Here is a 23,449-nt window from a genome sequence, read left to right as displayed (position 1 = left end):
GGCCAGTGGGAATTTAGGCGGCTCGTAGAAGTGCTGGAAACACCGTTGCAGAGACAGCCCTTCCCGGGCGGTCCGGTCATGACTGGGTCTGTGCCCCTGCGTCGCTGGAGATCTCGGCGATCCGTTTGATCGCGGCGAGGGTTTTCGGGATGCCGTCGAAGGCTTGCTGGGTGCGGTCGAGGATTTGAGCGTGGGCGTCTTCGCCGAACTTGTCCTCGAACATGGCGATCCCGTCCGGCAGGAACTCCCACGACTCGGTGAGTATCGTCCCGGTCTCCGCGGCGGTGAAGCTGAAGCCCCAGCGGACGAAGCTGCCGCCCACCACCCAGGCGAACTCGCGACCGTGCTCTGCCGTCACGACCTCAGACCGTGTCTCCCAGGTCCGATGCGGGAGCTCATTGTGCCCGGTGAACCAGGCACCAACTCGACCAGCCTCGGCATCGTCGTCCCACCAGCACGACGTGCAGACGGGGCTCCACTCGCCGGTGCGGGTGATGTCGGAGAGCAGGTCGTAGAGAAACGCGGCCGACGCCTCGACGATGACGGACTCCTGGTGACTGCGGATGCTTGTCTCACTCATGCGTATACCCTAACGGAGGGGTCATTTCTTCTGCCGCCGGCTGCCGCCGTGCCAGTCTTCTTGCTCTCCGACCGTGCTCACGTCGACTCCGAACGCGGCCAGCTGTGGCTGCTCGCGCAGGCTGCGTTTGAGTTCGGCGAATCCTGGGAAGCGTGCCAGAGCGACGACGTGGTCCCACAACTCGACTGCTGAGTCCTCGTGCGGCAGGCGGCTGATCACTGGTCCGAAGAAGGCCGCACCGGTGGGTGGCTCGAAGTGGATGATGGGCGTGCCCACGTCTCTTCCTGTGAGGGAGAGCGCTTCGTCCGTCTCCTGCTGGATCTCGATGTCCCATGATTCGTCGTCGAGAGCGCCCGCCAGCTCGAGCGGCAGGCCCACCTCGGCGAGGATCGGCTCCGCGAACTCACGCGTCCCGCGGAGCTCACGCATCTCGACCTCGCTCCGATGATTGTCCGAACCTGGTGCGGTGTCGAAGATGTGAGACCCGAAGGCTGCGTACAGCGGTGCCATCGCTTGGCGGCCGTATTCTGCTCGCGCTCGGGCGGCTACCCGCAGGAGCCGGAGCCCGGCTGTGTGGCCAGCTTCGTACTCGGGAGGGAAATGTACGTCGTAATCGACCTGGGCATTGATCAGGCGCAACGAGATGAATCGCCAGTCCACGGTGTAGCGACGCTGCGCCTGCACCTGCCGCACCCACTTGCTGGTCATCCAGGCGAAAGGGCAGACGGGGTCGAAGTAGAAGTTGATGTCGGCATCCATACGTCCACCCTAGGTCAGTGCTGAAAACACGACCGAGATCGAAGTTTGGTCATCGCCGTGCCGGTAATACGGGCTCTGAGAGTCGTCACACTCTTCCTGACACCGTAGCCCTGATTCGAGCCTGCTTGGCGCGGATTGCTAGCGCGGACCTTGGATCGCCGAGCCCGCAAGGGGACGACCCCCGGGCATTCCCCCGGGAAGCTGGCGGTTCCGACCGGGCGGAATTGCAACGGTGCCCGTTTGACTGTCCCGACATTAAGCCCGATGACCGGGCGTCATACGCACGAGGTCGAGGACGGCGTATCTCCACCGACGCAGGCGGGAGCTCTACGCGTGCACTGGTCGCCATGGAGGCCTCGGCGAACTCACGTATGCGGGTGCCGTACTTGAGCAAACGCTCGTCGTAGCAGGGGCGCGAGACCGAGCCCGAAGAGTCATCCAAAGTGCATGATTCTCAGATGTTCGAGGCCAGCCCAAGTGAATCGAAGTGGATCGATTACCACAGTAACGGCCGACGGGAGCAATCAACCGCCGCGGAATACACGTTGGATAAACGACCAGTGCATCAAGTCTTGCCCTTTCGGTGAAGACAAGAAACCCTGATCAGATTGAATTTACAGTAGGGCGGCCGGGACTTGAACCCGGGACCGACGGATTATGAGTCCGCTGCTCTAACCAGCTGAGCTACCGCCCCAAAAAGCGCGACCAAAACGTCCCGCCAGAACTACGTGACTACTCCGGCAGATGCGCCGAGGCCCCGTTGGTGACCAAATCGCCCACCGGCTCCCCACGATACAGGCATTCGAATGTGCTCAACGTGCGCTTGATGTCGTGCGCGGCAATGAGCTTGAGCGACTCGCGCTTGAGCGCCTCCAGGAGCTCTGGCGTCGCCGTGAGCACGAGAGTGAGTTTGTCGGCGAGATTTTGCGCATCGCTCGGCTTGAACAGGTACCCGTTCGCCTGGTCATGCACGAGGTGCGGGAGCGCCATGGCGTCAGCGGCGACGATCGGTAATCCGGAGGCCATGGCCTCCATGGTGGCGATGCTCTGCAGCTCGGCGATCGACGGCATCGCGAAAACCGTCGCCCGCGAGTACGCCGCGCGCAGCTCCGCATCCGTCACGTACCCGGTAAACGTGACCCGTGAGCGGATGCCGAGGGTGTCAGCCAGGTGCTCCAGGTTGCGTCTCTGGTCTCCCCCGCCCACGATTTCGACCTGCACATCGAGATCGGGATTCAACTTCGCCACCGCTTCGAGCAGCACGTCGATCTGCTTCTCGCCGGTGACCCGCCCCACAAACAGAATGCGGTTCTCCGTGCGTGGTTCAAAATTCGGCGAGTAGTTATCAGCGTCAATGCCGCAGGAAATGGCGTGGACACCGGTCAGCCCGGTGTATTTTTCCAGGAACTGGGCGGCCCGCCGGGTGGGCGTAGTCACCGCTGCGGCACGTCCGAACGTGCGCCGGGCCGCTCGCCAGGCTGCCTTGATCACGCGATCCTGAAAACCCAACGGAACCAGGGAAAATTTCACCATGTTCTCGGGCATGAAATGGTTCGTACCAACCAAACGAATGTCCCGCTTCGCCGCCTCGATCGACACGCCACGCCCGACGTTGATGTGCGACTGAAAATGCACGACGTCTGGGCGGTAGGAATCGAGAATGCGACGGCTCTGGCCGCGAACCAGCCACGGCAGCGCAAACCGCAGCCAGTCGTGCGGATACCAGCGCCAGCTGTGCAGGCGGTGCACCACCATGGGCTGGCCCTCGTGCATCTCGGTCCGGCTGCCGTGCTTGCGTGATGCAGCGGGCGCCATGATCTGCACCTCGTGGCCCCGTTCCACCAGGCCGGCGGCAAGCCGCTCGGCGAAACGCGCAGCCCCGTTCACGTCGGGAGCGAACGTGTCCGCAGCGATGAGCACCCGAATCGGCGGTTTTTTCGCCGAGGCATTCGGGCCACGCTGTGTCGCAACGCCCGGAGTCGGGCTGCTCTGCAAGTCGGTCACATCTGACAAGTGGAGTGGTCCCTACGTTGGTGGGCCGGGAACATCGTCCGGCAGAAAGTCTCGGGCGCGCTCGGTCGTTGACGCGGCGTACACGACCCTATTCTAAACCGAGCATCGCGAGACGCGCCCGCACCGTGGAACACCAAAATTCTTCACGTTTCAGCGATCCAACTGGGGATGATACCGTGCGAGCAAGAAGACACCCCAAATCGCGATGGCGCCCGCCACGACGAAGGCGACGGCCGCTGCCGGCGGTGCCTGGCTGGCTTCGCCGAGCACAATGATGCCGATTCCCACCGCAACCAGAGGATCGACGACGGTCAGCCCCGCAATGACGAGATCCGGTGGCCCGGAGGCATACGCGTTCTGCACAAAATAGGCCCCGAGCGCAGCGGCGAGCAGCAACCCAAGCACACAGGTCAGGGTCAGCCACTCGAAATTTCCGTTCTGGGTGCGGTTGATGACGACTTTGGCGAGAGTCGCGACAAATCCGTACAGCACCCCGGCGCCGAGAATATAAAAGACTGCCTGCGAACGGTGACGGAGAAAGCCGAACGCCAGCGCGAAGAGCAAGAGAACGACCGTGAGCACGATAAGAATCGTGGTCAAATTGCGGTCGGTGACCGGTTTGTCGATGGCGGTGAACGCAGCTACGGTCACAAACAGCCCGACACCCCCCACGCACATCGAGATCGCGATGATACTTGCTCGGTTGAGGCTGACCCGGCTGACCCGGGCATTCAGAATTGCCGTGATCACGAGGGCAACCGCGCCGAGCGGCTGCACGACGATGATGGGCGCAAAGGCGAGGCTCGTGAGCTGAAACACGATCGCCAGGCCGAGCATGATGGATCCGAACACCCAGGAAGGTCGCGCGAGCAGTAAGGTCAGCTGCCGAACGTTGAGTCCACCGGTGACCGCTTCAGTGTGCGCTTCGACCTTGGTGACGCCGCGATGCTGAAACTGAGCACCCAGCGATAGGAAGACCGCGCCGACCAGGGCCAGCGGAATTCCGATGGCCTGCCTGGGATCAATGGCGATTTCACTCGCCAGATCGGTTAGGTCAGAGGTCACTTCATGACCCTACCCACAAGCTTGCCGATATTCTGGAGAAATGCCCGTACGCGCGATAGTAATTTCAGGTGACCCCGTTCTCCATTCCCCCGCAGCTCCCGTCGTCGATTTCGACGACAATCTGCGCGACCTGGTGCGAGACATGTTCGAGACGATGGATGCTGCGCCGGGGGTGGGATTGGCCGCCCCGCAGGTGGGTGTCGGGCTGCGAATTTTTACTTACAGCTATCAGGACGACGACGAAGTGACCTGGCGAGGCGTCGCGATCAACCCGGAGCTCTGGATCACCCCGGTCTCCGCCGAACCGGTCGACGATGAGGATGCCGACGAGGACGAGGGCTGCCTGTCCTTTCCCGGTGAACGTTTTCCGCTCAAACGAGCCGAATCAGCCATTCTGCGAGCTGTCGACGCTGAGCAACAGCCCTTTGAAATTCGAGCTGATGGCTGGCTCGCCCGCATCTTCCAGCACGAGTTCGATCACCTCGACGGCACGCTCTACGTTGACCGTCTGCAGCACGTCTACGCCAAGATGGCCGCCAAGGTCGTACGCAAGAAGAACTGGGGCGTTCCGGGCCTGACCTGGATCCCCGGCGTCGACAACCTCGAAGGCTAGGTCAGCGCGCGCAGCCCGGCCGCGACCAAGGCTGCCACAAGCACCACCACGATGAACGGCGTCTTGATCGCAAACAGGCCAGCCGCCACGATGACCGCTGGAATGCGAGCATCCAGCACCAGCGCCTGACCGTTGCCGAGCGTCTGCACCGCGATCAACGCGGCCAGCAAGGCCACGGTCAGCAGATCGGCGATGCGGGCCGGCGTTGGCTTGTGCAGCAGAGCCGGAGGCACCAGGTATCCGGTGAGTTTGAGCGCCAGCACAGCGATCGAGGCGGCAATGATGATCTGCCAGAGTGTCATGAGTCCAGCCCCGATCCATCGCTCGGTCGGCGAGTGGATGCCCCGCCCGGCACGCCGGGTGTGCCCAGCCAGTTGAACAAGCCGACCACGACCGCGACGAGCGCTGCGACCAGCACGGGCAGGCCCGGCATGAGCACGGGGGTGAGCGTCGCAGCGACGACCGCAGCGGCGACGGCCACCGCGACCGCCTGCATCCGCTTCAATCGTGGCCAGAGCAGGCCGACGAAGGCCGCTGCGGCCGCCGCATCGAGGCCGTAAGCCCGAGTGTCTCCGAGGGCATCACCGAGCAGGGCGCCGAGCAGGGTTGTGATGTTCCAGCCGATGAAGACGGCGAGACCGGTGACCCAGAAGCCGACCCGCCGACTACGCGGGGTGGGCTGGGCCAGGGCGACCGCCGTCGATTCGTCGATGGTGATCCAGGCGGCGGCGAACCGTTTCCAGAGCCCGGTGCCGACAACGGGTGCGGTGCGCATGCCATAGATGCCGTTTCGCACGCCGAGGAGGGCCGCGCTCGCGATCGCCGCCGGGCCGGCCGCGACACCGCCGGCGGCGAGCACTCCGACCAAGGCGAACTGGGAACCACCGGAGAACATCACGATGCTGATGAAGCAGGTCTGCCAGATGTCGAGTCCGGCGGCGACCGACAGAGCGCCGAAGGACACTCCGTAGGCGGCGGTCGCGAGTCCCACGGCGATGCCTTCGCGGGTCGCCAGTCATTGCTGCCGCTGTTCATCAACTTTTTTTGCGAGAATTTCGCTCATGCCGCGGGTCTACCGGGACAGGTCGACGCCGTGCACGCCGTTGTGAAAGCGCAGCGATGGGAACACGGCCGACACGGAGAACCCCAGGCCCGGCACGGTTCCAGCATTGAACACGCCGCCGAACAGCTGGGCACGCTCGCGCATCTGGGTGATGCCGGGACCGGCAATGCTCTCGCTGAGGGCCTTGAGGTCGTCTTCGATCGAATACGGGGTGCGCGCCGCCTGTTCGTCGGCCTCCTTGCCGTCACGACGGGCGGCGGCCCGAATGCCGTCATCATCGACGAGTAGCTGCAGGCCGTCCTGCGTCCAGGTGAACGACACACGGGCCTCGGTGCCGACCCCACCATGCTTGAGCGCGTTCGACAGGGCGCTCTGCAGAATGCGGAAAATGGCCAGTTCGGCGCCCGCCTTGAGGGCGAAGCGCTCGCCGGATTCGCTGAAACTGACTACCAGTCCGGCGTCGCGCATGACCCGAAACAGGTCGCGGGTGGACTGCGGGCCGGGCTGTAGTGCGCCGACGGTTTCGCCTTCGCGCACGATCGTCAGCACCCGGCGCATGTCCGCGAGGGCCACTCGGCCGTCGTCGACGAGCGCGGTGGCGGCACGTACGGCCGTGGAGGGATCACTTTCGGCGGTGTACCGTGCGCCTTCAGCCCGGGTGATCAGGCGGGCAATGGTGAGCACGGCGCCGTCCTGCAGCTCACGGATGATAGCCAGGCGCCCCTGTTGCTCGGCGAGAGACAGTTCCAGCTCGATGCGCACGCGCTCGGCGGCGTTGCGGTCAAAGATGATCCGGCGAGAGCGCAGCAGGCCGATCACCCAGAGCACCAACAACGCACCACACAGTGCTCCGAGCGCCGGTACCAGAAGTTGCGCGAACTCCACTGCTGACCGCCGTCTCTTGTGCCGAAGCCCTGGCGCACGTTGAAAATTGAGGAAGACCTTTTTTGTCGGCCGGAATATACCGACAAAAAAGGCCACCCGGGGTGGAGCCCTGAGTGGCCTTTCGCTCCCCGACTTGGACTCGAACCAAGAACCTGCGCATTAACAGTGCGCTGCTCTGCCAATTGAGCTATCGAGGAATGCTTGAGCAACGTTACGACTTTACCAAGTTTTCTTGCGGGGCCCAAACCACAACGGGTTCTGTTCGCCTCCGCTGGCGCCATTTGAAGGGTTCAGAACCCGTTCAGCCCCGGAAAGTCGGGCCGACGCAACAGTTGCGCAGTCTCACGCACCAAAGTACGGTCGGGCGTGTCGGCGCGGGTCACGACTACTCCGACCCGAAATCAGGAGGGACGGGCCGGGATTGGTCTCAAAAGCCGACTGCGGTATCCGTTTCATCGCCGCTATCGGCGGCATCGGGCGCTCCGGCCTCGTAGACGTCGGTGTGAACGTTCCGTTCGACTTCGGCTGGCTGCAGGGCGGCGGCAAGTCCCTTGACATACGGGTGCCACGGGTCCCGAAAGACCTCCTCAATGGTGCCGAGGCCGACCAACACACCCTGATGCATGACACCGATACGGTTGGCGACCTGCCTCAGCACGGCCAGGTCGTGACTGATCACGAGCCCCGAGAAAGATCGCTCCAGCTGCAGCTCGCTGATCAGGTCGATAATGGCGCCCCGCACCGTAACGTCAACGCCCGCTGTAGGCTCGTCAGCGATCAAGAGCGACGGTCCGAACACGAGGGCGCGAGCCAGCGCCACGCGCTGACGCTGGCCGCTGGAGAGCTCATAGGGGTACTGGCCGAGAACGACCAGTGGCAACCGCACCGCATCGATCAGGGTGGCGACCCGTACCCCGAGGGCACGACGGTTGTAGCGTCGATCGCGTTCGAGCACCGGTTCGGCGACAATCTCGGCGACCGTCATGGTCGACGGCAGGGTATCGGCCGCGTCCTGGGCGAGCAGGCCGACGCCGAAGGTGAGCCGCGCCAGCTTGCGTTTGCTGATACGGCGGAGGCCGAAGCCGAGCACGGTCGCCTCGCCCCCGGTGATCTGGGGACGGATGCCGGTGCTCTCGCTGACAAACGCGTCACCGGAGAGCACCCGGGCCAGAGTGCTCTTGCCGGAACCACTCTCGCCGAGCAGCCCGACGACTTCGCCGGGAGCGATGCGCAGGGTGAAGCCGTGCACCGCGACATACGCCGGGCTCGCCCCGTGCGGCGGGTATTCGATGGTCAGATCACTGGAATTGATCGGGGAAACGGATGCCGCGCCTTGCTTCATACGGTCTATCTTGCCGCACGCAGAAGGCGAAGCTCGTCTCGGCGCAAGGCCTGCGTGGCCGGGTCGGGCACCGGAAGCGAGGCGAGCAGCCGCTGCGTGTACGGATCTTTCGGAGCTCCGAGCACCTCGGCGCCGGTGCCTTCCTCGACCAATTTTCCCTTGTACAGCACGGCAATGCGGTCAGCGAGAATGTCGACGACGGCAAGGTCGTGACTGATAAATAAGGCCGCGAACCCGAATTCCGCCTGGATCTCGGCGAAGAGTTCGAGCACCTTCGCTTGCACGGACACGTCGAGCGCGCTGGTCGGTTCATCGGCGATAAGCAGGCTCGGCTCGAGCGCGAGCCCACGAGCCAGGCTGGCCCGTTGCCGCTGGCCACCGCTGAGCTCGTGCGGGTACCGGTCGCCGAAAGCTTTGGGCAGCTGCACGGCTTCAAGCAGTTCGTCTACCCGCTTGCGGGCGGCCCGGGTGTTCGCTGCCCGCCCGTGCACGACGAGCGGCTCGGCGACGCATTCGGCAATGGTGAGTAACGGGTTGAAGCTCGAAGCCGGGTCCTGAAAGACAAATCCGATGTCGCTGCGCACCTTCTTGAAGGCGCGTTCCCTGAAACCATTCATCTCATGGCCCAGTACCGTCAGCGAGCCGCCGGTCACCTTGGTGAGACCGCCCATGGCCCGGCCGATGGTGGTCTTGCCGGATCCGCTCTCGCCGACCAGGCCGAGTACCTCGCCTGGGCGGATGCTGAAGCTCACCCCGTCGACGGCGGTGAAACCGGGTTTGCCGAGCCGGCCCGGGTACTGGATCTTCAGATTGTTCGCGACGACGACCGGGGTCTGATTCACCCAATCGCACTCCCGAGCCTGCAACCGTGCGGTTGCCCGTACCGTGCCGTGGCCAACGCGGGGCACAGAGCCGAGCAGTCGCTTGGTGTATTCGTGTTTGGGGTTGGAGAACAGATCCTGGGCTGGAGCTTCTTCGACGACTTTGCCCTCGTACATCACGACGACGCGGTCGGCGAGATCGGCGACGACACCCATATTGTGGGTGATCAACACGATGGCGGTGCCGAATTCGTCGCGGCAGCGGCGGAGAAGGTCGAGGATTTCGGCCTGCACGGTCACATCCAACGCCGTGGTCGGCTCGTCGGCGACGATGAGCCCGGGGTCGAGTACGAGGGCCATGGCGATGACGACCCGCTGCTTCTGGCCGCCGGAGAACTGGTGCGGGTAGTAGTCGACGCGGCTCTCTGGGTCGGGGATGCCGACCCGGCCGAGAATCTCAATCGCCTTGGCGCGGGCTTCCTTGCGGCTGAATTCACCGTGGGCCCGGATGCCCTCGGCAATCTGCCAACCGACGGTGAACACGGGGTTCAGGGCCGTTGACGGCTCCTGGAAGACCATGGAAACATCCGTTCCCCGCAGTTGACGCAGTTTCTGCTTGCTGACGGAGAGCACGTCGTTGGAGTTGGAACCGTCCTTGCTGCTCAGGATGACGGCACCGTGGGCGGTAGCCGTCTCGGGCAGCAGGCCGAGGATGGTCTTCGCGGTGACGGTCTTGCCGCTGCCGCTCTCCCCCACGATGGCGAGCACTTCTCCGGGAGCGACGCGCAGGCTCACGCCGTCGACGGCCTTGACCGCGCCACCGTCGGTGGCGAAGGTCACATTGAGGTTGTCGATGCGTACGACGTCGGGAAGGGACTGCGCGCTCATTATTTGGCCTCGAATGGGTCGTCGTTCACGTGTTGGTCGTGCGCCGGCAGGCCGGCTTCGAGCCCGTCGATACCGCCAGGACCGCCAGCCAGGGTTCCACCGGGAATGACGCTGGTCGCTGCGACGATGCCGGCCGTCTTTCCGGGGGCACGGCGACTGCGCAGGCGCGGGTCGGCGAGGTCGTTGAGGCTCTCGCCGACCAGGGTGATGCCGAGCACGACGAGAACGATGGCCAGTCCGGGGAACAGGCTGGTCCACCAGATGCCACTGGTGACGTCGGAGAGTGACTTGTTCAGGTCGTAGCCCCACTCGGCGGCGGAGGAGGGTTCGATGCCGAAGCCGATGAACCCGAGGCCGGCCAGGGTCAGCAGGGCTTCCGAAGCGTTGAGCGTGAAGATCAGCGGCAGGGTGCGGGTGGCGTTGCGCAGAACGTGACGGAACATGATGCGGCCGTTGCTCGCGCCGAGCACGCGGGCCGATTCCACGTAGGCCTCGGCCTTGATGCGCACAGTCTCCGCACGAATCACCCGGAAGTACTGCGGGATGAAGACCACGGTGATGGAGATCGCGGCAGCGAAGATTCCACCCCACAGGCCGGAGCGACCGCCGGAGATGACGATCCCCATGACAATGGCGAGCAGCAGCGCCGGGAAGGCGTAGACGGCGTCGCAGACGACGACGAGTACGCGGTCGAGCCAGCCGCCGAAGTAACCGGAGACGAGGCCCAGGGCCACACCGGCGAAGATCGACAGCACGACGGCAATGACCATGACGGTGATCGCGGTCTGCGAGCCCCAGATGACCCGCGACAGCACGTCGTAGCCGCCGACGGTGGTGCCAAGCAGGTGGTCGCCGCCGGGCTCCTGCTGGGCGCCGAAGGGGCCACTGTCATCGCGCAGCTGGCTGTAGCCGTACGGCGCGAGCAGTGGTGCGAAGATTGCGGTGAGAATGAAGATGCCGGTGAGGACGAGGCCGACCACGAGCATTCCCCGTTGCAGGCCGACGCTCTGGCGGAGTTGATGCACGACGGGCAGCCGAGTCCATAGCGGAGCCTTGGGGGCGTGAGTGGTGTCAATAGTCATGGCTAGTACCGCACTCTCGGGTCAATGAGCGCGGCAATGATGTCCACGATGAAGTTGGACAGGGCCACGATCACAGCGAGGAGCGCCACAATGCCCTGAACGGCCACGAAGTCACGTGCCTTGATGAATTCAATGAGCATGAAGCCCAGCCCCTTCCACTCAAAGGTGGTCTCGGTCAGTACAGCGCCGCCGAGCAGCAGGGCCACCTGCAAGCCGATGACGGTGATGATCGGGATGAGCGCGGGGCGGTAAGCGTGCTTGCTGACCAGACGAAACTCATTTACACCACGCGAGCGGGCGGCATCCACATAGTCGGTGCCCAGGGTACCGATGACGTTGGTGCGCACCAGGCGGAGGAAGACGCCCGCGGTGAGCAGTCCGAGTGCCACCGCGGGAAGTACAGCGTGCAGCAGCACATCGCCGAAGACGGCGGGATTGCCCGTTTTCAACGCGTCGATGAAGTAGATCCCGGTCTTGTCGGGCAGGAACCCCATCTCCAGTTCCGAGCTGACGGTCGCCCGACCGGCGACCGGCAGGACCTTGAGCCAGACAGCGAAGACAAGTTTCAACAGGAGTCCGGCGAAAAACACCGGGGTGGCATAGAAGAGAATGGCGGCCACGCGCAGGAAGGCATCGGGCGCCTTGTCCCGCCAGTACGCTGCAACCATGCCGAGGGGAATACCGACGATGAACGCCACGATGAGCGCGTAGAACACGAGCTCGGCCGTAGCGGATCCGTAGGTGAGCAGTACCTCGGACACCGGACGGTTGGTGCTGATTGTCGTGCCGAAGTTGCCGGTGAAGACCTGCCCGAGGTACTCAAAATATTGGATGAGGATGGGTCGATCATAGCCGGCCTCTTTAATGAGGACGGCGAGCTGGTCGGGACCGAGCTTTCCGCCGAGCGCGGCGGTGATCGGGTCTCCCGTCGTGCGCATCAGCCAGAACACCATCGACACCAGAATAAAAATGGTGGGGAAGATGAGGAGGAATCGTACGAGGAGGTAACGGCCTATGCCACCGCCCGGGCTGGTGTTCTTCTTGGAACGCCCGGCCGCCGGCATGGGCGGCTTCATCGCCACAGTGGTCATTACTACCTCACAATTGCACAAGAATCGGGGGTATCCAGCGCTATCAGCACTAGATACCCCCGGTGATCAAACTAGAGAAAACTCTAGCCGTACTACGTTCTAACCTTTGGCAAGCGCGCCATAACGGAACTTGAAGGACGCGTCGAGCGTGTCTTCGGTCCCGGTGATGCTCGGCCCAGTGATAGCGACCTGTGCTCCCTGGAGCAGCGGAACGGTGGAGAGTGCAGCCGCGACCTTGTCCTGGATTTCCTCGATGAGCGCGGTGCGCGCCTCGGGGTCATTCGTGACGGCCTGTTCATTGATCATGGCATCGACCTCGGCGTCGTCGTAGTGGTTCTGGAGAAAGTTGTTCTGGGCGAAGAACGGCGTCAGGTAATTGTCAGCGTCGGAGTAGTCCGGGAACCAGCCAAGCTGGTAAGCGGGGTAGACGTCAGCTACTCGGTCTTTGGAGTACTGAACCCACTCGGTGGACTGCAGGCTGACTGTGAACAGGCCGGAAGCATCCAGCTGGTCCTTGATCAGCGCATACTCGTCGCTCGAGCCGGGGCCGTAGTGGTCCGCGTTGTACTGCAGGTTGAGTGCGACCGGGGTGGTCACGCCGGCTGCGGCGAGGTCTGCCGCGGCCTTCTCAATGTCCGGTCCGCCCTCACCGTCGCCGTAGAGACCCTTGAGCGACTCGGTGGCACCGGTCATGCCAGCGGGAACGTAGGAATACAGCGGGGTGTAGGAGCCCTTGTAGACCTGGTCGGCGAGTTCCTCGCGGTCAACGATATCGGCAACGGCCGCGCGCACTGCGAGTGCCTTGGCCGGGTCGGCGTCAGCGGTCGTCGTGCCGAAGGGCTGCGTGTTGAAGTTGAAGGTGATGTAGCGGATCTCGCCGCCGGGGCCGTCAACGACGCTGACAGCGTCGTTGCCGCGAAGGTCGTCAATGTCGGTCGCCGACAGGCTGCGCCATGCGACGTCGATGTTGCCTTCCTGAATGTCGAGCTTGAGGTTGGACGCGTCGGTGTAGTACTTGACGTTGATGACGTCGGTCTTGGCGGCGCCGAGCAGGCCCTGGTAGCCCGCGTAGGCCGTATACGAGAGCAGGTTGTTGAAGTCGTAGCTCGTCAGCACATACTGGCCGGCAAAGGCCTCGGCTGCGACAATGTCGTCGTCGGAAGTAACCTCCGTCGCGGAGAAGGAGTCCTCATCCACGATGACGCCGGCGGGGCTGGACAGGATCTGCGGGAAGATTTGGTCGTTTCCGGCCTTCAGGGTGAAGACGACCGTGGTGTCGTCGACGGCCTCAGTGCTCTCGAGGTTGCCCAGGAGGGTGGACGGGCCCTTTTCGTCGGCGATGGCCAGCTGACGATCGAAGCTGAACTTGACGTCGGACGCGGTGAGCGCGTTGCCGTTGGCCCATTCGAGGTCGGGCTTGAGGGTGACGGTGTATTCCGTCGGTGAGGTGAACTCGGCGCTGACGGCGATGTCGGGCTCGACATCCGCTGTGCCGTAGGCGCTGTTCATCAGGAACGGGAAGACCTGGGTCTGCACCGAGAAGGAACCGGAGTCATACGAGCCGGCCGGGTCGAGCGTGGTGACCTTGTCTGTGGTGCCGATTGTGATCGGGCCGCCTGCGTTGTCGGTAGTCGTGCTGCCGCCCGCTGAGCAACCGGCCAGTACCAGCGCCGCGACCGCGAAGCCTGCTGTGGCAGCGAGAGCGCGCTTGCCGTTAGTGAATGCGGATGTCATATCCGTCGTCCTCTTCCTGTAGAAGTCTCATGACCAGGAGAACCCGAGAATGGGCGCAGCTGTTCATTGCTGTTAGCCAAGAATTAGCACAGAATGCGCGGATTGCCACGATCAGCCGCAGCTTCTTTACGTATCTGCAACAAAGTCGTTGCTCATGCACTGACTCAGAAGTTGCGCGTGGGTCACTCGTCGCGGAGGGCGCGTCGCTCGGCCTCGACGCGCACGAGTTCGCGCTGGAGCGTGCGGTATATCTCGGTCTCGCTGGCATCCGCTCGTTGCAGTCGGCCGAGCAATTCGGCCTTGAGGCGCAACAGGTCTTTGTCAATGAGCACGATGGTGATCTCGCGCACGTAGCGGGTGACATCTTTCTCGGTGCGCTCGGGCAGATTGGCCATGGCGAGCTCCTGAACAAGGTTCTTCAGGGTGTCCGGAACCTCCGCGACGACGCGATCGAGCCAGTCGGGCGCCTCGAAGTGCGGCAAGCTCGAGGCGATCGCGTCGCGCACCACCGCGAGAGAGCTATTCGCAAAGGATGTCTGCACCGCGCTGTCGAGGATGTCCCGGCCGATCAGCGTTGGGCGCTGCAGCATGGCCATGAGGCCGTCGCGCTCGAGTCGGGTGACCGGGTCGCCGGGCAATTCGACCAGCGAGAATGGGCGCTCCGGCAGCACTTCGACCGCGCCGGCATGCCGGGGAGCGTTTGGCCCGCCGCTCGCCGAAGAGCGCGCTCCGGACTGGGCGTTGGTGACGGCCCTGGCAACCTCGCCCATATCGACGCCGAGCATGCGCGAGAGTTCCCGGGTGTAGCCGGGTCGCAGCACCGGGTCGCGAATATCGCCGACGATGGGGGCTGCGGCACGCAGGGCGGCCGTGCGACCCTCGACCGTGTCGAGGTTGTACTGGGAGAGGATCTGCCGAATCATGAACTCGAACATCGGCTTCTTCGCGTCGACCATTCTCCTGACCGCATCATCGCCGCGCTGCAGGCGCAGGTCGCAGGGGTCGAGGCCCTCCGGGCCGACCGCGACGTAGGTCTGAGCGGAGAACCGCTGCTCCTCACTGAAGGCGCGCATGGCGGCCTTCTGACCGGCAGCGTCGGGGTCGAAGGTGAAGACGACTTCGCCGACACCGGAATCATCGCCGAGCACGCGGCGTAACACCTTAATGTGGTCGACGCCGAACGAGGTGCCGCAGGTAGCGACCGCGGTGGTGATGCCGGCCAGATGGCACGCCATCACGTCGGTGTAGCCTTCGACCACGACGACCTGGTGACTGCGCGAGATGTCGCGCTTGGCGAGGTCGAGGCCGTAGAGCACCTGAGCCTTGTGGTAGACCGGGGACTCGGGGGTGTTGAGGTATTTCGGGCCCTTGTCGTCGTCGAGCAGCTTGCGCGCTCCGAAGCCAATGGTCTGCCCGGTGATGTCGCGAATCGGCCAGACCAGGCGCCCACGAAAACGGTCGTAGATGCCGCGATCGCCGCTCGAGACCAGACCGGACAAGGTGAGTTCCTCGGTGGTGAAGCCTTTGGCGCGGAGGTGGTTGGTCAGTTCGTCCCAGCTCTTGGGCGCAAACCCGACGCCGAACCGGGTCGCAGCGGCAGCGTCAAAACCGCGCTGCCCCAGAAACGCCCGGCCGACCTCAGCGCCCGCGCTGCCGAGCTGGTCGATGAAGAAATCGGATGCCACCTGGTTGGCCGCGAGCAGGCGGGCACGATTGCCGTGGTCCGGGGCCGCTCCGGAACCGTCTTCGTAGTGCAGGTCGAGGCCGACCCGACCGGCAAGCCGCTCAACGGCCTCACTGAAGCTGACGTGGTCCATCTTCTGCAGAAAGGAATAGACGTCGCCGCTCTCGCCGCAGCCGAAGCAGTGGTAGAAGCCAACCTGCGGACGCACGTGAAAGCTGGGGCTGCGTTCGTCATGGAAGGGGCAGAGACCCTTCATCGAACCGACACCGGCGGACTTCAGGGTGACATAGTCACCGATGATGTCCGCGATATTAGTACGGGCCTTGACCTCTTCGATGTCGCTTTGTCGAATCAGTCCAGCCATAGGTAAATTGTATCGGTGCGCGCCGACAGCACCGACGCGAGGCTAGAGGGCGCGCTGCAGCAGCGTGATGAACATGGCGTCGGTGCCGTGGCGGTGCGGCCACAGCTGAACGCTGCCGGTACCGGCGGGCAGATCGAGGTTGGCGGCGCTGAACGACTGCACGACGGCAGCCGTGTCGAGCGCCGTCACGGTTCCGCCGGCCTTGCGCACCGCCAGGGCGACGATCGCGCGGGTCTCGGCGGTGTGCGGCGAGCACGTCACATAGGCCAGGATGCCGCCGGGCTTGAGCGCGAGCAGGGCCGCGTCGATGAGTCCGGACTGCAAACCGGCGAGGTCGGCAACGTCCTTGGGCTGCTTGCGCCAGCGCGCCTCTGGCCGGCGGCGCAGAGCGCCGAGGCCCGTGCACGGCGCGTCGAGCAGAATGCGGTCGAAGGTGTCCGGGTGCGTCTGGCCGATGGTGGTGCCATCCACTTCCCACACCGGAACCGTTTCGGGCAGAGCCGCGAGGGCGGTGCGCACGAGGATTGCCCGGGCCGGTACGAGCTCGTTCGCTACGAGCACAGCTCCCCCGGCGCGTGCTTCGGAGGCGAGCAGGGCGGCCTTGCCGCCGGGGCCGGCGCAGAGGTCGAGCCAGCGCTCCCCCGGAATGATGGGCCGCGCCCGGCTGAGCGCCAGGGCGGCGATCTGCGAGCCCTCGTCCTGCACCCGAACGCGGCCTTCCGTCGCGGTCACCAGATGGTACGGGTCGCCGGAATCCAGCACGAAACCGACCGGCGAGAACTCGTCGGCGAGGCCGAGGCGTTCGCGATCTGCGGCGGTCGCGAGACCGGGCAGCGCCACCATGTTGACCTTGGCCGCCATATTGTCGGCGGCGAGCAGGTCCGAGAGCTCGCTTTCATGGCCCTCAGCCTGCAGAGCCTTGCGAAAAGCGCGCACGATCCAGGCCGGGTGGGAGAATTCGGCGGCGAGCCGGTCATCGGCGTTGACCGAGCCCTCCAGCACCAGATCGCGCCATTCCTCAGCGCTCGAGCGGGAGATGGTGCGCAGCACCCCATTGGTGAATCCCGTCGCGGAGCGTGAGCCGACCTGCTTGGCGAGCGAGACCGATTCGTTGACCGCGGCATGGGTGGCGACCCGCGTGGCGAGAAGCTGGTGGGCGCCGAGGCGCAGCACATCGAGAATTGCGGGATCGATCGCGCTGACGGGACGGTTCGCGGCGAGGGCGATCACGCGGTCGTAGAAGCCCTGCATGCGCAGGGTGCCGTAGGTGAGCTCGGTCGCGAGGGCGGCATCCGCCGTATTGAGAGCGGCACGCTGAATACGGGTCGGCAGCAACAGGTTCGCGTAGGCGTCGGACTCGCGGACGGCGGCGATCACCTCGTAGGCGATGCGGCGGGCCGGCTGCACGAAATCGGCCGGGGCCTGGCGCGCGCGCGGGACACCGCCAGAGTACGCAGATTCGGCGGCGCTGTCGCCAGCCGACCCGCCAGAACGCGCCGCGCCGGCATTGCCTCTTCCCCCCGTGCGATCGTCGCTCATAATGCGATCACCGATTCTGCTGCCACTCCGCGCCACCAGTCATTCGCTGTCATTGCTGTCTTTCCGGCCGGTTGCACGCGCAGCAAAACCAGAGGTTCGGTCTGCGTGCCCACGAGCACTGTTTTATCACGCTGCAGAACAGTTCCGGCAGGCAGGTTCGGCTCGTCGACGCTCGGAGCGACCTCGAGAAGTTTGAGAACGGCACCGTTCACCGTGGTGAACGCGCCGGGTTGGGGGGTCACGCCGCGAATACGGCTATAAACGGATGCTGCCGGCTGGTCGAAATTGATGCGCGCGTCGTCCCTGGTCAGTTTCGGCGCGAGGGTGACTTCGCCGGTCTGCGGCACGGCCACGGCAGTACCGGCCGCGAGCTCGCCCACGACCCGCAGCAACAGTTCGGCGCCACTGTGGCTGAGCTCGTCGAGAAGTATTCCCGATGTGGAATGTACGCCTAGGGGCCGGGAAAAGCTTCCGAACACATCGCCCGCATCGAGCTCGGGCACCAGCTGGAACACGGCAGCACCGATCAGCTCGTCCCCGGCGATCACGGCGCGCTGAACCGGAGATGCCCCCCGCCACCGCGGCAGGAGGGAGAAGTGCAGGTTGATCCAGCCGAGGCGCGGCACCGAGAGCAGTGGTTCGCGCACGATTCCGCCGTAGGCGACGATGACGCCGAGGTCGGGCTGCAGAGCACGGATAGTCTCGGTCGCCTCGGCGTCGAGCCGGTTGGTCTTGAGCACCGGGTACCCCCGCTCCGCGGCAGCCAGCGCGACCGGCGACGGGGTGAGGGTGCGCTTGCGTCCGAGCGGGGCATCCGCTCGGGTGATGACGGTCACAATCTCGTGATCGGTACCGGCCAGGGCCGTGAGGCTGGGTACGGCAACCTCCGGCGTGCCGGCAAAGACGATTTTCATTTAGAGCAGCTCCGGGTCATCGAATCGAACTTTAAGTGTAGGTGCCGGTTGGAACGAACCGGACTTCGGCTTGCGGCGCTTGGCGGCGTTCCGCACGACCGCGGCCTTGAGCGCATGGGCCACCTCATCGCCGCGGGCATAGCCGAATCGAACTACCGCACGAACCAGTGGCGCCGCGGTGTCGACTGGTCCGAGCACATCGAGGCCGGCCACCGCACCGAGATCAGCGAGGGCGGCGTCGACATCGGCGGCGGTTCCGGTGACGGAGGCGACGCGCACTGCCGGCGGAAACCGCAGCTGGCGGCGGTCGGCGAGCTCACTCGCAGCGAAGATGTCCGGGTGCCAGGCGTTGAGCGCGCGGGCGAGCGCCCCGCCGACTCCGGCGAGGATCACGGGGGCGCCAGGGGCGGCGAGGGCGGCGGCGTTGGCCCACCAGCGCAGGCAGTCCTCGCCGACGCGCAGGGATTCCCGGGCGAGCATGCGTTCGCCATCGAGAATGAGAATGGCGCGATAGCCTCCGGTCGGAACCGGTTCGGCGCCGCGGGTCGCGATGACCAGGGCCGGCTCGGCCCCGAGTGTCTGAATGGTGTGGTCGCCGTCGGCGACGATCACCCGGGCCCCCGGGAAAGCTCGGCCGAGCTCTTCGGCGGTGCGTCCGGTGCCGAGCGTCACCACTCGCAGTTTGGTGCCCTCGCAGTGCGCGCAGGTCCAACCGGCCGCGAGTGCGCCGCACCAGCGGCAGGACGGCACGGCCGACGCCGATTTAAGCCCGAGCGGGCCCTGGCAATGCGTGCAGCGGGAGGCCTTCTTGCAGCTTTGGCAGGCGAGCATGGGCGCATAGCCGGGGCTCGCGACCTGCACGAGCACGGGGCCGTGGTCCAGCGCCTCGCGGGCGGCTTGCCACGCCGCCGAGGGGATGCGGGCTGCGCGGGTCTGCTGGTCGGGCTCGGATTGAAAGTCGGTGGGGATAATGCGCGGGTGCCGGCCGGCAGCCGGATTCACGTCGGCGAGGTAGCCCAGCTCGACCAGCCGCTGGGTTTCGACGCTGCGCGAATGGCCGAGAAAGACCAGGGCGCACTCGGTGTTCTGCTGACGCACCAGGGCCGCGTCGCGGGTGTTCACGTAGGGGCTGAGCGGCTCTGTGTAGAGCGGGTCGCCGTCGTCCCAGACGGCGATGAGGCCCAGGTCCTGCGCCGGGGCGTAGACGGCCGAGCGGTTGCCGAGGATGATGCGCGGTTCCGGTTGCAGGCAGGCGAGGAAGGCGCGGTAGCGGTCGGGGTTCGGCTGGCGGGCGTCGACCCGGCTCAGCGGCAGGGTCGGGGCGAGCTGGGCCACGGCGGCCTGCACCTGGTCCTGGTCGCGAAAGTCGGGAACGCAGAGGATGGCGCTCTGCCCGGCACCGAGGGTGGCGACGGCGAGTTCGGCGAGGGTCTGCGCCCAGCGGCCGATGGTCGTGCCGTCGTCGAGCTGCGTGAGTTCAGGGATCGCGGAGACGGCAACCCGGTGGTGCTCCATAATGACGCTGTCGAGGCGGCCGGTCGGGTAGCCGACGAACGCGGGAGTCGCCAGGGCAATCGAGACGGGCGACGGTGTCGGAATGGCGGTCTCGACAGGCTCGACCAGCGGATGGTTCGGTGCCGAAGCGGGTGGCGGTATCGGGACGGCGGTCTCGGAAGGCGCGGCTGGCATAACCGGTGCGTCCGGGACGGCAGGCTCCGGAGCGGCCGAGAAACCAGGCTGCCGTGCAACGGGTACAACAACGGCAGCAGCAGCCCGCGCCGCCAGCCAGGCCTTTTCAACTCGCACTTGGCGCGGCGGCACGGCGAGACGGATGATGTCACTCGCGTTCCCCGCCGCCCGATCCGCTAGTCGGCGCGCTAGCTTCCAGACGGCCGGCGTGAGTACGACCGCCGTGGAAACGACCGAGTCAAGCGGGCTGAGCGCGCCCCGGTAGGCGGCATCCGTTGTCGAAGCGGACTCGACGCAAGGATCAAACAGCTCGATCACATAGGCGTCGACGACCCGCCCACCGGAGCGAAACGGCACCTTGACCCGCACCCCGACAGCCACCTGCCCGACCAGTTCGGCGGGTACGCCGTAGTCGAACAGGTGGTCAAGCTGCGGCAGCGGGGAATCGATCAGCACCCGTGCGACCAGGCCGGTGTGCGTCATGATGAGGCCAGAGTTCAGAGGCCGGCGGCGCTGCGCAGGTCGTCGACCTTGTCGAGGCGCTCCCAGGTGAAGTCGGGAAGCTCCCTGCCGAAATGGCCGTAGGTGGCCGTCTGCGCGTAAATGGGACGCAGCAGGTCAAGGGAGTGGATGATGGCGGCCGGGCGCAGGTCGAACACCGCACGAATCGCCGAGGTGATCTCCTTGTCGGGCAGTACGCCGGTGCCGAAGGTTTCGACGTAGAGTCCGACCGGGGAGGCCTTGCCGATCGCGTAGGCGACCTGCACCTCGAGGCGCTCGGCCAGGCCGGCCGCAACTGCGTTCTTGGCGACCCAGCGCATGGCATAGGCGGCCGAGCGGTCGACCTTGGACGGGTCCTTGCCGCTGAACGCTCCGCCACCGTGTCGGCTCGATCCGCCGTAGGTGTCGATAATGATCTTGCGACCGGTGAGGCCGGCGTCGCCCTGCGGGCCGCCGATTTCGAAGCGGCCGGTGGGGTTGATCAGGGTCGACAGCGATGACGAGTCAAGGTCGATGCCCGCGAGCACCGGGCGAATCACGAGCTCTTCAACCTCCGCGCGCAACCGCTCCGTGGTCACGGACGGCGCGTGCTGGGTCGAGACCACGACGGTCTCGACCGTACGCGGAATGATGCCGTCGTAGCCGATGGTGACCTGGGTCTTTCCGTCGGGGCGCAGGTAGTCGAGCTCGCCGTTTTTCCGCACGAGGGCCAGTCGTTCGGCCAGCCGGTGGGCGATCCAGATCGGGATCGGCATGAGTTCGGGCGTCTCGCGCGTGGCGTAACCGAACATGATGCCCTGGTCGCCCGCGCCTTGCCGATCGAAGTCGTCGAGGCTGGACTGCTCGCGCGTCTCGAAGGCATTGTCAACGCCCTGGGCGATATCGGGCGACTGGCCGCCGATGGAGATTTCGACACCGCAGGAGCGGCCGTCGAACCAGACGTCCGACGAGTCGTAGCCAATGTCGGTGATGCACTTGCGCACAATCAACGGGATCTCGACGTACGCCTCGGTGGTGACCTCACCGGCCACGTGCACGAGGCCCGTGGTGACGAGGGTCTCGACGGCGACCCGGCTGTGCGGGTCGTCGGTGAGCAGGGCATCGAGAATGCTGTCGGAGATCTGGTCGCAGATCTTGTCGGGGTGACCCTCGGTGACTGATTCCGAGGTGAAGAGGCGAAGATCGCTCATCTGGCCCGTCTCTGTAGATGTTGATGAACTACGTGTAAAAAACGTAGAAGTTGAATGTGGAGCCGGTCTGTCGAAGCCGCGGCTAATCGATCAGGTCAAGTATGCAATTGGCCACGGACATTTTGCTTCCGGAGGCCTCGTTCACTATAACTCCGCCGTGATCGAGCACCGTGACGGTGTTACGTTCCGTGCCGAAACCGGCGTCCAAGCCGACCCGGTTCACCACTAGAAAGTCGCAGCCCTTGCGGGCGATTTTCCCGCGGCCGAGCGCGATCAGCCGGTCGGCATCCGCTTCGGTTTCGGCAGCGAAGCCGATGATCTGCTGACCCGGTCTGCGGGACGCGGACAGTCCGGCCAGAATATCCGGGTTTTTGACCAGTTCGAGCGTGAGGGTGTCGCCGACCTCGTCTTTCTTGATCTTGCCGAGCTGGACGCTCTTCGGCCGGTAGTCGGCGACGGCGGCGGCCATGATGATCACGTCGGCCGATGCAGCGGCCGTTGTCATGGCCTTCAGCATCTCCTGGGCGGTGCCCACCAGCACGCACGACACGCCAGTCGGAACCGGCACCTCGAGGTTGGCCGCGACCAGAGTAACCCGAGCCCCACGGGCGAGCGCAGCCTGGGCGAGCGCAACACCCTGCTTGCCACTGGACCGGTTGCCGAGGTACCGCACCGGGTCGAGCGGTTCCCGGGTACCGCCGGCGCTGATCAGCACGTGTCGTCCAGCGAGATCCTGCCGAGCGGATGCCGCGGCCTCCCCCGCAGGCGGCTCCCGATCAAGAATGGCCAGGGCCACCGCAACGATGGTCTCCGGTTCCTCCATCCGGCCGGCGCCGGAGTCGGTGCCGGTCAGGCGGCCGACACCGGGGCCCACGATGGTGATGCCGCGCGAGCGCAGCACCGCCACGTTCGCCATGGTCGCCGGATTGTTCCACATTTCGGTGTGCATGGCCGGTGCGATCACGAGCGGCGCGGTGCTGGCCAGGATGGTATTACCGAGCAGATCGTCAGCGAGGCCAGCGGCGAGCTTGGCGATGCTGTTGGCGGTGGCTGGGGCGACCACGATAAGGTCGGCGCCCTGGCCGATGGCCACGTGGCGTACCTCGGCGACCCCCTCATAGAGGTCGGTGTGCACCGGATTGCGGGAGATCGCCTCGAGCGTCGGCTTACCGACAAACCGCAGGGCGGCCGCGGTGGCGACGACGTGCACGGAGTCGCCGTGCAACACAAAAGCGCGCACAATGTTAACGGCCTTGTACGCTGCGATGCCGCCGGTGATACCGACGACGATCGTGCGAGGTGTCTTCATCCTGCGCGCTTTAAAAACTGTGGGCTAGGCCTCGACGATCGGGCGGGAAACGAGCTTGTCGTCGTTGATCTCGCGCAGGGCCACGGAAAGCGGCTTGTCTTCGACGGTCGAGTCGACGAGCGGTCCGACATTGTCGAACAGGCTGCCTTCGTGCAGGTCAGCGTAGTAGTCGTTGATCTGACGCGCACGCTTGGACGCAAAAATCACGAGGGCATACTTCGAGTCGACCTTGGAGAGCAGGTCGTCGATGGGCGGGTCAATGATGCCAGTGGGCTTGTTCGCCATTGGTGTCAACTCCTAATAGAGCACGGCCTGAGGCCTGT

At 65.1% G+C, this 23,449-nt stretch carries 20 protein-coding genes and 2 tRNA genes; 1 reads left to right on the top strand and 21 read right to left on the bottom strand.

Translation table 11 applies throughout. The features are described from left to right. Positions 1 to 76: 76 nt before the first annotated feature. From E3T41_RS01390 to E3T41_RS01370, 5 genes are all read right to left on the bottom strand, one after another. Positions 77 to 580, bottom strand: coding sequence for an SRPBCC family protein (locus E3T41_RS01390; protein ID WP_134476885.1), 504 nt, complete (start codon positions 578 to 580; stop codon positions 77 to 79). 21 nt (positions 581 to 601) lie between these two features. Continuing rightward, positions 602 to 1,339: a hypothetical protein gene (locus tag E3T41_RS01385; RefSeq protein WP_134476883.1), complete on the bottom strand. Its 738-nt coding sequence runs from the start codon at positions 1,337 to 1,339 to the stop codon at positions 602 to 604. A gap of 620 nt (positions 1,340 to 1,959) precedes the next feature. Continuing rightward, positions 1,960 to 2,033: transfer RNA gene (locus E3T41_RS01380), tRNA-Ile, on the bottom strand. Between the two features lie 38 nt (positions 2,034 to 2,071). Then, positions 2,072 to 3,343, bottom strand: a complete 1,272-nt coding sequence (locus tag E3T41_RS01375) for a glycosyltransferase (RefSeq protein WP_370256864.1) — start codon at positions 3,341 to 3,343, stop codon at positions 2,072 to 2,074. Between the two features lie 159 nt (positions 3,344 to 3,502). Further along, entirely contained in the window at positions 3,503 to 4,417 is a 915-nt protein-coding gene (locus E3T41_RS01370) for a DMT family transporter (RefSeq protein WP_092449076.1), read from the bottom strand. Positions 4,418 to 4,457: 40 nt separating this feature from the next. Between E3T41_RS01370 and def the strand changes: the two genes are divergently transcribed. After that, entirely contained in the window at positions 4,458 to 5,030 is a 573-nt protein-coding gene (gene def, locus E3T41_RS01365; RefSeq protein WP_134476880.1) for a peptide deformylase, read from the top strand. On the opposite strand, the gene E3T41_RS01360 is transcribed toward def, so the two are convergent. The 16 genes from E3T41_RS01360 to rpoZ all read right to left on the bottom strand — a co-directional run bounded on the left by E3T41_RS01360 (position 5,027) and on the right by rpoZ (position 23,411). Beyond that, positions 5,027 to 5,332, bottom strand: coding sequence for an AzlD domain-containing protein (locus tag E3T41_RS01360; protein WP_092449078.1), 306 nt, complete (start codon positions 5,330 to 5,332; stop codon positions 5,027 to 5,029). The genes def and E3T41_RS01360 overlap by 4 nt on opposite strands. Continuing rightward, on the bottom strand, positions 5,329 to 6,021 hold the full coding sequence (locus E3T41_RS01355) for an AzlC family ABC transporter permease (protein WP_370256862.1): 693 nt from the start codon (positions 6,019 to 6,021) through the stop codon (positions 5,329 to 5,331). The genes E3T41_RS01360 and E3T41_RS01355 overlap by 4 nt, the downstream gene beginning before the upstream one ends. 81 nt (positions 6,022 to 6,102) lie before the next feature. Further along, complete coding sequence (locus tag E3T41_RS01350; RefSeq protein ID WP_092449080.1) at positions 6,103 to 6,978, bottom strand: sensor histidine kinase; 876 nt, start codon at positions 6,976 to 6,978, stop codon at positions 6,103 to 6,105. A gap of 124 nt (positions 6,979 to 7,102) precedes the next feature. Then, positions 7,103 to 7,175, bottom strand: a tRNA-Asn gene (locus E3T41_RS01345). Positions 7,176 to 7,405: 230 nt separating this feature from the next. Continuing rightward, the gene (locus E3T41_RS01340) at positions 7,406 to 8,320 is read right to left on the bottom strand and encodes an ATP-binding cassette domain-containing protein (RefSeq protein ID WP_092449081.1); all 915 of its coding nucleotides are present in this window, start codon (positions 8,318 to 8,320) and stop codon (positions 7,406 to 7,408) included. 5 nt (positions 8,321 to 8,325) lie between these two features. Continuing rightward, complete coding sequence (locus E3T41_RS01335) at positions 8,326 to 10,029, bottom strand: ABC transporter ATP-binding protein (protein ID WP_092449082.1); 1,704 nt, start codon at positions 10,027 to 10,029, stop codon at positions 8,326 to 8,328. Beyond that, positions 10,029 to 11,111: an ABC transporter permease gene (locus tag E3T41_RS01330; RefSeq protein ID WP_092449083.1), complete on the bottom strand. Its 1,083-nt coding sequence runs from the start codon at positions 11,109 to 11,111 to the stop codon at positions 10,029 to 10,031. The genes E3T41_RS01335 and E3T41_RS01330 overlap by 1 nt, the downstream gene beginning before the upstream one ends. Before the next feature lie 2 nt (positions 11,112 to 11,113). Then, the gene (locus E3T41_RS01325; RefSeq protein WP_369828720.1) at positions 11,114 to 12,187 is read right to left on the bottom strand and encodes an ABC transporter permease; all 1,074 of its coding nucleotides are present in this window, start codon (positions 12,185 to 12,187) and stop codon (positions 11,114 to 11,116) included. 114 nt (positions 12,188 to 12,301) lie between these two features. Continuing rightward, on the bottom strand, positions 12,302 to 13,936 hold the full coding sequence (locus E3T41_RS01320; RefSeq protein ID WP_092449085.1) for an ABC transporter substrate-binding protein: 1,635 nt from the start codon (positions 13,934 to 13,936) through the stop codon (positions 12,302 to 12,304). 182 nt (positions 13,937 to 14,118) lie between these two features. Continuing rightward, positions 14,119 to 15,984, bottom strand: coding sequence for a DNA primase (dnaG, locus tag E3T41_RS01315; protein WP_134476875.1), 1,866 nt, complete (start codon positions 15,982 to 15,984; stop codon positions 14,119 to 14,121). 42 nt (positions 15,985 to 16,026) lie between these two features. After that, positions 16,027 to 17,523, bottom strand: coding sequence for an RsmB/NOP family class I SAM-dependent RNA methyltransferase (locus tag E3T41_RS01310; protein WP_092449087.1), 1,497 nt, complete (start codon positions 17,521 to 17,523; stop codon positions 16,027 to 16,029). After that, positions 17,520 to 18,437, bottom strand: coding sequence for a methionyl-tRNA formyltransferase (gene fmt / locus E3T41_RS01305; RefSeq protein ID WP_134476860.1), 918 nt, complete (start codon positions 18,435 to 18,437; stop codon positions 17,520 to 17,522). The genes E3T41_RS01310 and fmt overlap by 4 nt, the downstream gene beginning before the upstream one ends. Beyond that, complete coding sequence (locus tag E3T41_RS01300) at positions 18,438 to 20,609, bottom strand: primosomal protein N' (RefSeq protein ID WP_166791473.1); 2,172 nt, start codon at positions 20,607 to 20,609, stop codon at positions 18,438 to 18,440. A gap of 14 nt (positions 20,610 to 20,623) precedes the next feature. Beyond that, positions 20,624 to 21,817, bottom strand: coding sequence for a methionine adenosyltransferase (gene metK, locus E3T41_RS01295; RefSeq protein WP_092449089.1), 1,194 nt, complete (start codon positions 21,815 to 21,817; stop codon positions 20,624 to 20,626). 82 nt (positions 21,818 to 21,899) lie between these two features. After that, entirely contained in the window at positions 21,900 to 23,126 is a 1,227-nt protein-coding gene (coaBC, locus tag E3T41_RS01290; RefSeq protein ID WP_134476858.1) for a bifunctional phosphopantothenoylcysteine decarboxylase/phosphopantothenate--cysteine ligase CoaBC, read from the bottom strand. 24 nt (positions 23,127 to 23,150) lie between these two features. After that, the gene (rpoZ, locus tag E3T41_RS01285; protein ID WP_092107764.1) at positions 23,151 to 23,411 is read right to left on the bottom strand and encodes a DNA-directed RNA polymerase subunit omega; all 261 of its coding nucleotides are present in this window, start codon (positions 23,409 to 23,411) and stop codon (positions 23,151 to 23,153) included. Positions 23,412 to 23,449 lie beyond the last annotated feature (38 nt).

Origin of the sequence: Cryobacterium sp. Hh38 (genome assembly GCF_004403235.1) — a bacterium.
Taxonomy (GTDB): domain Bacteria; phylum Actinomycetota; class Actinomycetes; order Actinomycetales; family Microbacteriaceae; genus Cryobacterium; species Cryobacterium levicorallinum.
This window is presented reverse-complemented; position numbering and strand designations above follow the sequence as displayed.

Coding starts and splice junctions, on each gene's coding strand:
- E3T41_RS01390 (WP_134476885.1), bottom strand. CDS start 580: ATGAGTGAGACAAGCATCCGCAGTCACCAGGAGTCCGTCATCGTCGAG.
- E3T41_RS01385 (WP_134476883.1), bottom strand. CDS start 1,339: ATGGATGCCGACATCAACTTCTACTTCGACCCCGTCTGCCCTTTCGCC.
- def (WP_134476880.1), top strand. CDS start 4,458: ATGCCCGTACGCGCGATAGTAATTTCAGGTGACCCCGTTCTCCATTCC.
- E3T41_RS01360 (WP_092449078.1), bottom strand. CDS start 5,332: ATGACACTCTGGCAGATCATCATTGCCGCCTCGATCGCTGTGCTGGCG.
- E3T41_RS01340 (WP_092449081.1), bottom strand. CDS start 8,320: ATGAAGCAAGGCGCGGCATCCGTTTCCCCGATCAATTCCAGTGATCTG.
- E3T41_RS01335 (WP_092449082.1), bottom strand. CDS start 10,029: ATGAGCGCGCAGTCCCTTCCCGACGTCGTACGCATCGACAACCTCAAT.
- E3T41_RS01330 (WP_092449083.1), bottom strand. CDS start 11,111: ATGACTATTGACACCACTCACGCCCCCAAGGCTCCGCTATGGACTCGG.
- E3T41_RS01325 (WP_369828720.1), bottom strand. CDS start 12,187: ATGAAGCCGCCCATGCCGGCGGCCGGGCGTTCCAAGAAGAACACCAGC.
- E3T41_RS01320 (WP_092449085.1), bottom strand. CDS start 13,936: ATGACATCCGCATTCACTAACGGCAAGCGCGCTCTCGCTGCCACAGCA.
- dnaG (WP_134476875.1), bottom strand. CDS start 15,984: ATGGCTGGACTGATTCGACAAAGCGACATCGAAGAGGTCAAGGCCCGT.
- E3T41_RS01310 (WP_092449087.1), bottom strand. CDS start 17,523: ATGAGCGACGATCGCACGGGGGGAAGAGGCAATGCCGGCGCGGCGCGT.
- fmt (WP_134476860.1), bottom strand. CDS start 18,437: ATGAAAATCGTCTTTGCCGGCACGCCGGAGGTTGCCGTACCCAGCCTC.
- E3T41_RS01300 (WP_166791473.1), bottom strand. CDS start 20,609: ATGACGCACACCGGCCTGGTCGCACGGGTGCTGATCGATTCCCCGCTG.
- metK (WP_092449089.1), bottom strand. CDS start 21,817: ATGAGCGATCTTCGCCTCTTCACCTCGGAATCAGTCACCGAGGGTCAC.
- coaBC (WP_134476858.1), bottom strand. CDS start 23,126: ATGAAGACACCTCGCACGATCGTCGTCGGTATCACCGGCGGCATCGCA.
- rpoZ (WP_092107764.1), bottom strand. CDS start 23,411: ATGGCGAACAAGCCCACTGGCATCATTGACCCGCCCATCGACGACCTG.